The 11648-nt window shown below is 29.6% G+C and carries 13 protein-coding genes and 1 pseudogene; 9 read left to right on the top strand and 5 right to left on the bottom strand.

What is annotated here, in order from left to right; translation table 11 throughout:
- The 4 genes and pseudogenes from AC2A1D_RS17690 to AC2A1D_RS17675 all read right to left on the bottom strand — a co-directional run.
- A pseudogene (locus AC2A1D_RS17690) lies at positions 1-760 on the bottom strand (hypothetical protein); the annotation flags it as partial.
- A gap of 1 nt (position 761) precedes the next feature.
- Entirely contained in the window at positions 762-1400 is a 639-nt protein-coding gene (locus AC2A1D_RS17685; protein WP_484044904.1) for a hypothetical protein, read from the bottom strand.
- A complete protein-coding gene (locus AC2A1D_RS17680) occupies positions 1384-2172 on the bottom strand; it encodes a relaxase/mobilization nuclease domain-containing protein (RefSeq protein ID WP_484044903.1) in 789 nt (262 codons plus the stop codon). The genes AC2A1D_RS17685 and AC2A1D_RS17680 overlap by 17 nt, the downstream gene beginning before the upstream one ends.
- Positions 2169-2606, bottom strand: coding sequence for a plasmid mobilization protein (locus AC2A1D_RS17675; protein WP_484044902.1), 438 nt, complete (start codon positions 2604-2606; stop codon positions 2169-2171). The genes AC2A1D_RS17680 and AC2A1D_RS17675 overlap by 4 nt, the downstream gene beginning before the upstream one ends.
- 857 nt (positions 2607-3463) lie before the next feature.
- Here AC2A1D_RS17675 and AC2A1D_RS17670 point away from each other — a divergent pair.
- The 9 genes from AC2A1D_RS17670 to AC2A1D_RS17630 all read left to right on the top strand — a co-directional run bounded on the left by AC2A1D_RS17670 (position 3464) and on the right by AC2A1D_RS17630 (position 10038).
- Positions 3464-4393: a RepB family plasmid replication initiator protein gene (locus AC2A1D_RS17670; RefSeq protein WP_484044901.1), complete on the top strand. Its 930-nt coding sequence runs from the start codon at positions 3464-3466 to the stop codon at positions 4391-4393.
- A gap of 66 nt (positions 4394-4459) precedes the next feature.
- A complete protein-coding gene (locus AC2A1D_RS17665; RefSeq protein WP_484044900.1) occupies positions 4460-6142 on the top strand; it encodes a hypothetical protein in 1683 nt (560 codons plus the stop codon).
- Positions 6084-6431 (top strand): hypothetical protein, encoded by a 348-nt coding sequence (locus AC2A1D_RS17660; protein WP_484044899.1) that lies wholly within the window; start codon positions 6084-6086, stop codon positions 6429-6431. Before AC2A1D_RS17665 ends, AC2A1D_RS17660 begins: the two co-directional genes overlap by 59 nt.
- Positions 6432-6759: 328 nt before the next feature.
- Entirely contained in the window at positions 6760-7338 is a 579-nt protein-coding gene (locus tag AC2A1D_RS17655) for an AAA family ATPase (RefSeq protein ID WP_484044898.1), read from the top strand.
- Between the two features lie 29 nt (positions 7339-7367).
- Positions 7368-7592: a hypothetical protein gene (locus AC2A1D_RS17650; RefSeq protein ID WP_484044897.1), complete on the top strand. Its 225-nt coding sequence runs from the start codon at positions 7368-7370 to the stop codon at positions 7590-7592.
- A 40-nt stretch (positions 7593-7632) separates the two neighbouring features.
- Entirely contained in the window at positions 7633-7830 is a 198-nt protein-coding gene (locus AC2A1D_RS17645; protein ID WP_484044896.1) for a hypothetical protein, read from the top strand.
- Between the two features lie 426 nt (positions 7831-8256).
- Positions 8257-8541: a type II toxin-antitoxin system RelE/ParE family toxin gene (locus AC2A1D_RS17640; protein ID WP_048508967.1), complete on the top strand. Its 285-nt coding sequence runs from the start codon at positions 8257-8259 to the stop codon at positions 8539-8541.
- A 32-nt stretch (positions 8542-8573) separates the two neighbouring features.
- Positions 8574-8882 (top strand): HigA family addiction module antitoxin, encoded by a 309-nt coding sequence (locus tag AC2A1D_RS17635; RefSeq protein WP_048508968.1) that lies wholly within the window; start codon positions 8574-8576, stop codon positions 8880-8882.
- Between the two features lie 487 nt (positions 8883-9369).
- Positions 9370-10038, top strand: coding sequence for a hypothetical protein (locus AC2A1D_RS17630; RefSeq protein WP_048508955.1), 669 nt, complete (start codon positions 9370-9372; stop codon positions 10036-10038).
- Positions 10039-10545: 507 nt separating this feature from the next.
- Here the strand turns inward: AC2A1D_RS17630 and AC2A1D_RS17625 are convergent.
- On the bottom strand, positions 10546-11648 hold a 1103-nt coding region (locus AC2A1D_RS17625), incomplete at its 5' end, for a type IV secretory system conjugative DNA transfer family protein (RefSeq protein WP_484044895.1).

Raw genomic sequence — 11648 nt, 5'->3', positions numbered from 1 at the left:
AAAAATCCTCTTTCCGGATGCTTTCTTTCATGAGGTTCTTAATAATTGCACTTGCGTACTCCCTTGCGTATGCTGAAAATGGCATATATAAAGGGTTTAACGGATTTACCCTATGGGATAATTCAGCGTTTCCAAAATTAAGATAATAGCGTTTTACAGGACTTTGATTTTCTGTGTAATAATTCTCTACTTCCTGCCCTAATGTCGGAAATTTAAAATCATAAATAATTCCTGTGAAATTTTGCTTTGAAAATTCTCTAATAAATGGAATCGCAAAACTTTCTGATTTTCCACTTCCTGCACCGCCTATAACTAAGATTCCTCTAAAAGGATTTGTAATCTCTATTTTTTCACTTTTAGTAGTCTCAAGAGTTAAAATATTCTTTGCTTTTAATTTTTGTTCAACTTCTGCAGAGGATTTTTTATGATTAGACATTATTCCTTTCCACACGATAAGAAAGGGGTATGTAATAATCATTTTATAAAAATTAAATATTGGTTTAAATATTCTAGGTAAAAAAATTCTTAGAACTCCTAATTCTATAAATACTACTATTAGGAAAAAGCCGAATGCACCAATAAATCTGAAAAACGCTTGTCCTCTTGAATATTTTTGAGGTGTGACTAATTCACTTAATCCCTCTTTCATTCCCGAGAAAAGCTCTGAATGAACACTCGATATTACAGCCCATAAAAATACTACACTAATTAAAATCGCAATGAATGCGACTAACATTAAAAGACCTTTTATTTTTTGCATTTTATTTGATATTAGTTTTTTTATTCTGCTTTTCCTGCTCCTGTTGTTTATTCAACCAGAGTTTAAATGATTTGCTGTCATTTGGATTCTCTTTTACCCATTCATTAAACCTATCATTATTGTAAATTAGATTGTCTAAATTTTCTTTTTTAGTAATAGTATAACCGTTTTTTGCATACTCAGAAAGTAAATCTTCTTTACTTTTAACACTTGTCGAATAAAAATTAACTGCTAAATATGAAGCTATTCCGGATATCACTAAAGAAATAATTAATAGAAATACAGGCAGTTTCCAAAAGCGATTAAAAATAGATTCTATTTTATTTATTTTGTTTTGATCTTGAGCCGACAAACTAACAGAGATTGATTTTATTTTTTCTGTTCCGGCTTCCATGATCTGCTTGAGATCTTCTCGGTTCTGCTGATAGCTTTTTGAAATATCCCGGTTAATGGCTTGACTTAATTTTTCAATTGTTTCTGTATGGTTCTGCAGATCCTTTCCTTTCTCCGAAATTTGAGAAATAAATTGTTCCTGGTTTAAAGTGAACGTTTTAAATTCCTGCTGAATTAATTGATTAGAAACATGTATTTCTTCTAAAAGCACCTGTAACGGATTCTTTGTTTTATCTGCTTCTTCCATAATTTTGCGTTTTTGCTTGTTTTAGTTCGTTTTCTCTTAGCTTTTTATCTAAGTCGCTTATTTTGGTTTTTCTGTCTATTTCAGATAGTTTGTAGCCTTTTTTTGCGAGTTCCTCTCTCCTGCTCATGTCTTCTTTATTCTTAAATTCCTGTAGAGGAATAACCCGAGCTCCATTTATTTTATTCCCCTCTTTATAGCTTAATTCCAAATGATACCCCTGTGATTTCATTTTCTCCGCCACTTCCCCCCAGCTCCTGGAAGAACCAACAGAATTTTGCAGAGAAACTTTTATTTCTTCCTTTTTTTCTTTCGCAAATTCCTGAGCTGTCTTCCATCCTCGTTCTCTTGACATTGTTTCTGCAGTCTTTCCGGATTTCTCACCGATATATTGACTATTAATAGTGTTTTTTGCAGAAAAATCTATCCTGTTTACTATAATATGTAAATGCGGTTCATCTGTGTTATTATGTTTAACAGCATACCATTGATTCTCTCCAAAATTCATTTTTTCGGCGTAATCTTTTGCTATTTTTTCCCAATCTTCTTTGGTAAGCTTTTCGCCTATCTCTTTAGGAGGACTTATAACATTCTCAATATATTTGTTTTCTGTCCGGGAATTAAGATTTGCTATATCTCTCATTTCTTCCCAGCGCTCCCTGGCGTTCTCCCCGATCATATTATTTTGACAAATAAATTCGTGTTGCTTATCCTCTCTTTCTTTATATAATGCTGCGGCTAAACTACCTTTTACAGATTTTGCTTTAGCTATCATCTTGTAAGATTGCTTTTAATTAAACTGATAATTTCTTTCAGCTCTTGTTTAAAATCATTTTTTTCATTTTCATTCCAAACATCATTTCTGAAGAAGTTTGCTATCCTACTGAAGTGCGTTTTATAATCAGATAATATTTTATTTCTCTCCGGATTTGGTAATGAAATATTTAATGCACTTCTACGAAATAATTCAGATTCGGTAATTCCGTATGCCTTTGCAAGAGCTTCAATTTCATTTTTTTCATTTTCATTTAATCTAACATTTTTTTGAAATTCTCTTTTTTTTGATAATATGGGTCTTCCTCCCAATTTTCCTCCTTCTGCTCTTTTTTTACGGATTTCTTCTTTCCTGGTACTCTCCTGCATTGCCCCCTCGAGTTTCTGTAACTCTTTTAAAAAATCATCTGAAAAGTTTATATCATCTATATTCATTTGAGCAATTTATATATTTTTAAAAACACGGTTTTTTCCGTTTGTGACGATAGGAACAAACCAAGAAGTAAAAAGTAGACAAATACCTGAAAGGTTTTGTATATCTTTTTAGACTTCTTGACCTTTCAACTATAACCATTATTTTATATAAAGATAAAAATAAATTCTCAATTTATTCACATAACTCTATTATTTTAAAAACACTCTGTAAAATCCTGCTAAATTATAAAAGATAATTTTTGTCCTGGTCTGAAAAACAAAGAGAAAATAAAAAGTGAAATTTTAAAGTAGATTAAATATGAAAACTCTTAAAAAGAAGATAAAAATATTACTCCTGATTAAAAATAAACAAAAAAATACAATTATTAATTATTCAAAAAAAACACAATAATAATGACATAATGAAAATTTTAAATTAGGGAATAAAAAGCAACAAAATAGGTAAAATCTATTAAAATATTATGCTATACATAACATTCCCCCGAAGCCAAAATGTATTCTCTTGTTTTCCGTTCTTTTTGTTTTTCTTCCACTCTGCACATGACAAAATGACATCAAAATTTTTGCTCCAATAGATCAAATAAAATTCCGATTGAACAAACGTATTCTTTAAAATATTTATTACTTTCTTATTTTACTATTTTAAGGCTCTGTAACGTCCTGTATATCTGTTTTTTAACACTTGTAAAAACGAGTTTTTATAATGTTATTACGAGTTTTTATAATGTTATTGCGAGTTTTTATAATGTTATTGCGAGTTTTTATAATGAAAAAACGAGTTTTTATAATGATTGTGCGATAATATAAAACGAATCTCTTTTTATTTACTCGTTTTTGTATATTTGTAAAAAATATTTATGGAATTAAGAGACATTAATCAAGAGGAAAAAGTTATACTACAGCATAATGCAATTACTTCAGGGCGGTATGATTTTTCTTCCTGTCAGCTCGATATCTTATTCATGGTTTTAGCTCAATTGGAAATTGGGGTATTAGAATATACAATCCATACAGGAGATATCGAAAAAATAACTGGTAGAAATTGGAATATTGCACAGCTCACACAAAGCACAGAATTAATGCTTACTAAAATGTTTGAGATAGAAGATTCAGAAAAATATAGACAGTTTGTTTTATTCCAATACTTTGATTATTTAAAGGGTACAAGAACTATAAGAGTAAAATTATCTGAAGTAGCCTTGCCTTATTTTTTTGAGTTGAAAAACAATTTTACTGCTATGCAGTTAAAATCTACTCTTTCCGTAACTTCTAAATATGCTAAAAGATTATATGCTTTAGGTTGCCAATGGCGGAGTGTTGGAAAAAAACGGATTGAAATAGAAGAACTCAAAAAAATGTTAGGATTGATCGACAAAAAAGGGAATGAACAATTTGAGAGGATTAACGATTTTAAAAAATATGTTTTAGATATTGCTAAAAAGCAAATCAATGAGGAAAGTGATCTTTATTTTGATTTCAAATTAATTAAGCAAGGTCGCTCTTTTAGATGGGTTGAAATATTTGTTAATATGAAAGTCGCCCAGCAATTAGAAATAAATTTTGATGTAAGTATTGATAATCAAAAATACATATCAAAATTGGTCACTTATGGGCTTTCTCAGATACAGGCTGAGCTGATTGCCGGAAAAGAAAAAGAAAAAGATTTTGACATATTAATTACAGAGTTGAATGAGAAAATAAGACAGAGAAAACTGAAGATTGAAAATTCTGTCGGATATCTAATAGGAATATATCAGAAAAAAGGAATATTACCTGTGAAAAATTAAACCTTAAAAAATTATACAACTTCATTGAAGCCAAAGAAAAAGGATTGGATCAATAAATAATACCACATGGGAAAACACAAAGAACATAAAATAAATAAAGAGTATGTACAAAAAATGTATGATCTGCATCATGGTGTTGGAGCCTATACTATTTTAGATGTGGGGGAACCCGACAAATATTATAGGAGAAAAGTAGTTGCCTTTTGTCATAAACATGGTAATCTAGTAAATACTAATTTAGATTATAAGTCTAAGCCCTCCGATTGTTCCGGTTGTTTTTCGGAATCCAATAGTAAATATACAGTCGATAGTATTCAACAAAAATCTATAACACTCTTTGGAGATATTTATAATATTAAAGGCTTTGAAAATAACATTATTACTTTAGATTGTACTCTTCATCAAGAAACAAATATAACTCAGACACTAAATGGTCATTTTCATGGGTATACACCTGATTGTAAAAAATGCAGGCAAGAGAAAAAAGAAAAAAAACAGGAAGAGAAAAGGAAAATTAATATAGAAAATACATTCAACGATCTTACAAAAAAATTTATTGCAGGAGAGTTTTTTTATAAACCATTAAAAGTTTTTTTTAACGAAGAAAATAAAAAAATGGTAAAAGTAGAATGCTTGAAACATAAAGATGAAAACGGTAAAAATCATGTATTTCCTATAAGTGCAAACAGTAAATCAGATAAATCTTATAATTGCCCGGGATGTCTTTCTGAAATAAGAAGTGAAATTAGATCTTTGTGTATTGAGGATTTAAAAATGATTATCAAAAGCTCTAATGATAAAATTATTAGCGAAAATTACTACATCATTGATTTTTTAAAAGATAAAAAAGGAAAGATACTGCAAGATGATTTTGGAAATAATTTAGTAAAATTAGGTTGCAATATCTTAGACCATACTGAGCCTTTCATACAATCAGCAACCAATATAGGAATCCAGAGAGGATGTAATCATTGTAATAAAAAAAGAAAATATAGAAAAACTGCAGAAGATTATATATCCGAAATTAGACAATTAATTTTTTCTGCAAATTTGGAAGATGAATTTGAATATAATAATAGAATTGGTCGAGACAGAAGGGGAAAAATAAAATTTAATCTAATTTGCAAAAATTGTAATACTCCTAGTTGGCATTATAAACAACATATAAAAGAATCTACTGCTACTTGCCCTAAATGTAAACCAGGAGAATCAAAAGGAGCTAAAAAAGTAGAGAAATATTTGCTTTTTCATAAACTACAATTCACTAAAGAAAAAACATTTCCAAACTTAAAAAATATACAAAGTTTAGCTTATGATTTTTATCTTCCAAAATATAATTTATGTATTGAATTTGACGGTTTACAACATTTTGAAGCTGTCAATCACTTTAAAGGATTAAAAAAAATTTTGGAAACAATTTCAAATGATTTAAAAAAGAATAATTATTGTAAAAAAAAGAAGATTAATCTTTTGCGAATTGCTTACTATGATTATAAAAACATTGAAATTTGTATTTCAAATGCTATAAAAGAAATTGACAGAAAAAAAGAAAATAATTTTTTATATAAAATTTTCTATACTCCAATTATTGTATGGAGAAGGAGAAAACACAAAGAAAAAAAGGGAAGAATTGTTTTTTTCGACTATAACAGGTTTAAGCTCCAAACCATAAATATTATATCTTTATCAAATGATAACCGTAAAACATCCTTTAGAAAAATACAATACAGCGCAGGAAAATTTTATTAGCAACCTTGCTGATCAGGATAAAGAATATCATTCTTTATTGTTTTCTTACGGTAACGCCAGTTATCTGTATCATAATTTACCCATAGAACCAACTTTTGAGGATTATACGGAGTGGTTAGAGGGATTGCAAGAAAATATTAGAAAAGATATGCAGTCCAAAGGATTTGAAGCCTGTAAAAGCATTTTATCCTTTACCCGCTACGTCAGAGAAAAAAGAGATATTGGAATGGAAGATTTTGTAATAGAAAAAATGGGAATTGAGCAGTACAGGAAGTTTAAAGACCTCTAAAGCAATGTTTTTTTTGATTGCGCATAAATCGGCTTCGCCTACTCATGTATGCTGAGGAGAATTATAAATTCTCTCAACATACATTCGGGAAAAAGAATATATTTGTATTGCAGAGTTGCAGAAATGCACTTTTCATCATTTGTGTTTTTAAAGACAGCTCGTTAGCTGTCTTTTTCATTCTGTCAGAGGGGTATGCTTCATAAAAAATGGTGCGATTCCTCGCACCATTTAACCAAATCACAACCAAAAATTATATCTCTAATTAAATAACAAAGATAATAAATTTTATTTTGTATATTTGTATATACGTAAATACATATATACAAACATGGCAAAAATCATTTTAACAACGCACCAAAAAGGAGGTGTAGGGAAGTCTACTCTAACTTTTAATATGGCTTTAGCGTTAAATAATGAGGTTAAAGTCTGCATTATAGATTTGGATTTACAAGGTTCTTTATGGCGTTCCCGAACGGCTTCAGATATTCCGGTTTTTTCTGCAGATGAAATGAGTGACGTCTTAAAATCAGATTTTGATTTTATTTTTATTGATACTCCGCCCTATCTTAATGAGAAACTTCCTGAATTAGCTAAGTTGGCAAATGTTATTGTAATACCTACAAAAACCGGAATTTATGACCTCTTAGCAATAGAAGACACAATAAGTATTATTAAAGATTCAAAGAGCGAAAAAAAGGCGTTAATTGTTTTTAATATGGTAAAACCAAATACAACATTAACCAGTGAAATGCACGAAGCAATGGAAAAGCATAAAATCCCCATTGCAAAAAATTACATTTCCGATTTGGTTGCTTTTACTCGTTCTGCAATCAGTAATGAAATTACAGACCCAAAAGCCAAGCTGCAGATAGAAAATCTAACTCGTGAAGTGTTGGAAAAAATTTAATCTTATATATCCGTATATACATATATACTATGGGAAAACCTACTAAATTAGGCGATTTTGCGAAAAATATTACAAAGGAAAAAAGAACACCATTGCAAATGGTTGTTCCTGTTAAGGATAAACCATTGACAAAAAAATTCCTTATGAATTTACCTGTTGAAACTTATGATTTTCTTCGAAAAAAAGCATTTGACGAAAATACAGATATGAAAACACTAATACTTTCAGCTATTGAAAAAACATATCTGAAGTGATTAATTAAGTATAAACTAATTTAAAAAAAATATAATTATTATGAAAAATCTAACTAAATCAAATTTGATTATTGCATTGCTTGTCCTAAACTTTATGTCTATTTTAGGATTGCATTATTCTGCTCAAAAGCAAGATGAAAAAATAGATAAATTGTCCTACAATAAAAATCTTTCGAAATTTGATTTAAAAGTTAGGCATGACATTGATATGGTTTTATTTGGAGAACCTTTAAATTAAAAAATTTACATACCTTTGCTTTAGAAAAGGGCAGGATTTATAAAATCTGAACAGCTTAACGGCAGGATTTACAAAATCTGAACAGTCCTTTTTTGAAAATTTAAAATATTTTTTTTATAAAGAACAGGACGAGTATAATTTGGACAGCTTAGGCAGGATTATCACTGTTTGGACAGTTCTTTTTCTTAAAATAAAAATCTGGAAGTAATTCCGGATTTTTTTGTTTATGCTATTTTATTTTTTGATATCGCCTGCTCTGTAAATATCCGAATCTTAAAAAAATTGAACAAAGGAACAACGAATGCCAAGCGTTTTGAAGAAACGAGAAGGCTAAGGAAGTGACGACTGAAATTTTACAAAATAAATAATAATTTGCATATGTAAAACGTAATGCGTAACTTTACACTTTACAAGTGATAAAGAGTAATGATCTATTCCATAACGCATAAGGGCTTAAAAAAATACTGGACAAAAGATGATTCTAGTAAATTACCCTCAGAAATGATTGATAGAATACGTGAAATTTTAGATATTATTGATAGTGTTGAAGAAGTTCCTCAAGATTTTGAGCCTTTTAAAGGACTGCGATTGCATCCATTAAAGGGGAAATTAAAAGGGTTTTGGTCTGTGGACGTTACTGGTAATTATCGCATCATTTTTAGATTTGAAAGTAAAAATGCTTATGATCTAGATCTATTAGATACTCATTAAGATTGTAGAACCGAAAAATCGAATTTTATTATATGAAACCTATAGTTCGTGCTATCAAGCACAATACGCATCCTGGTGAAATTATTTCGAACCAGATTATTAAACCAAATAAATTAACAGTTGATAGAACTGCTAAATTTCTAGGTATTACACGACCTACTTTATCTAATATTGTTAACGGTAAAAGCGCAATTACTCCCATTATGGCAATAAGAATTTCCAAAGTTTTTGGAGGTAATGCTGCATTTTGGATTCGCTTACAAACTGCTTACGATCTAAGAGAAGCCGAAAAAGAGTTTGAAGAAAAGCATATTGAATTAGATAAATTCGAATTTGCCTAGATACTAAATTATTATCAATATAAAAAGGAGTGCTGAAATTCAGTACTCCTTTTTAATCTAAACATTTTATTTTTTTCCCTTTTATTGCTACCATAAATCTGACATGTATGAACTTGTAAATTTTCAATTCTTTGTAAATCCTATAGAGAAAGGATTAATAATATTACATTATCTAAAATAAAGTTGCGGTCGCCCACCTGCATGTCCTAAAGATAAATTTTTCCTATTTTGTTATTTTATAACAAAATAGGTGTAGGCGTAAAAAAAACTACTGAGCAATAAACTTTTTCGAATATTTTCAGCTTTTATTTTAACACGTCGAGTTTTGTCGTTTTTCTCCTATACTTTTGCATTAATAATGATATTTAATAATTACAAATAACTATTAATTAGAGTATTGAAAAAAAAAAAATACATAAATATTATTTCACAAACTAAAAATAATATTTATATTCGCCTACACTTTAACCCATAAAAAATAAACATTATGAAAAAAATTAAAATTTTATTAGCAGCTGCCACAGTTGCTCTATTTTCATTAACTACTTTAATTTCATGTAGTGAAAATGATTCTTCAGAATTAACTCAAAACACGACTACTGCAAAAGGTGATTCAAAAACTATGGCAAGAATAAGCGATAAAGATTTACCAACTGCTTTGTCTGAGGATGTAGATTTTAGAGCTTTATCTGATATGATTGTTTTTTTTGAAGAAATGCCAAAGAAACAAAATTTTGTAGCTAATTTTAATAGAGAAACTTTAGAATCTCAGAAAGATGATGCTTATTTTATTTCTTTATCAGGATATACTCAACAAGAAGTAACAGATGCTAAGACTAAACTCAATTATCATTCAAAGCAAATATATTCTAAATTTCCTCAGTTGTACGAATATAATCAGACTGATCTATACAACATTATAGAAAGTGCAAGTGATTTATATTACAATGAGATAAGTTTAGGAAGTAAGGTTAAATGTTCTACTTGTTCGAAACTAGGAAGAGCAAAAATGGTATTTTACACAGCAACAGGGGCTGCTACATGTGCTTCTGTAGCCGGTCCTTTTGCTTTATGGGCAGGATGGGCATGTGGAACGGCTGGATTTGCCGTAGCTGGGTATGAAGCACTTGCATGTTTAGAAGATTGTCAAAAATAATCGTATGAAAAGAATCTATAAAATTATAGCTCCTATATTCTTTATTGTTATTATAACTGGTGGCTTTACTAAAAATATGGAATTTCCAGTCACCAAGTTTATAATTTCAGTAATATTTGGTAGTTCTATTTATAGTATTTTAGTCTTATTAAAAAAGGAACATTTATTTAGTTATTTAATAGGATTTTTCATCCTTATATTGCTAATTACTAGCTATATAGAATCTATCTTCTATATAGAATTTTTATTAGGCTTAATTGTATTATTCATATGGTCATTATTTAAGAAATATTTAAATAATTTTAAGTTATATAAAAGATAAATAACTCATTAAAAGCTCCTACTTTTTGTAGGAGTTTTTTGTGCTTAAAATTCACAACAGTTAGGAAATTTGAGGAAACGTAATATCGTAATTTTTATAACCATGTAATATAAATATACTCTTTTACGAAGTTGATCTATACTCAATTAATAAAATTCTGTATTCCGATTGATTTCTCATTTTATCTATTCTCCGCCTACTTTCTTAATAAAATTAAAATCTTCGTCCTGTGATTCTTTTCTTTCCTGCTCTTCTTCTAATGTGGGTTTAATCAGTTCTTCTCTGTTTACTGCCTTTGGATATTCCAATTCTCCTTTTAAAATTTGTTCGGCTTCTTTTGATACTCTCTCGTAATACTCTTGTATTTTTCTTGGACTAGTTCTCGGAACTACACTTGCTAAATCTACCTTTGTATTTGTTTTACTCATTTTATACTGAGCATAAATCAAAGGATTTTCATTTTCTACAATGCGTCCTACAAACTCTCCTACTCCTAAGTTCATAAATTCGGAACTCTTAAAAACATCTCTTTCCTGGTAAGAATAACTTTTCCCTTTATTATTCTGTAATATGGATGTATTTTTCTTATTTGTACTTTTAGTTTCAAAAAGTCTGTCTTCTTTTCCAAACTGTTTACTTAAAATATCTGCAGTATGACTACTTGCAACCCTTCCATAAAAATGACTCCCACAAGCAGAAAACAATACATCTGCTTTCTCTTTTCCGTAACCATCAATTAATTGGCTTAAATCCTGAACGAATAAAATTGTCGATATTTTATTGCTTCTCCCTGTGTTCGGAATTACTTCTATATTCGGAATAAATACCGTAGGTGATTCATCCAGCATCACAGTTGATGGCAATCTATCCGGTTGGTTCATCATTTTAGAACCTACAGAAGTAACCAGGCTACAAAGAGGCGCAATTGTTCCGGATATTGTAGGATGGCTTCCTACAACCATAATACTAGGGTTTTCTAAACTATTTAACCGTAAATCAAATTCATCAGCTCCAAAAATCCACATAAATTCCGGAGTATTAATTTGTGCAACAGCTCCCTGTAAACTTCCTACTACTCCGGCTATCTGTTCACTCGCTCCGCTTTCTACTGCAGTAGCAATGGAAATAATCATACTCCTAACCTCTTTATCTTCACAAAGTCTCTCAATCAATTCTTTATAAGGGTTTTGAAGAAGAGCCAAAGCATGGGGCAAATCGCAATATTGAGGGTGTTTTTTTCTTAAATACCAAATTACTGCAGTAAGTAAATCCGTTGCAGATCTGCTCC

This window comes from Chryseobacterium sp. HNCC26DJ239 (assembly GCF_057180445.1).
The sequence above is the reverse complement of the archived record's forward strand: the minus strand, read 5'-3'. Positions and strand labels throughout refer to the sequence as shown.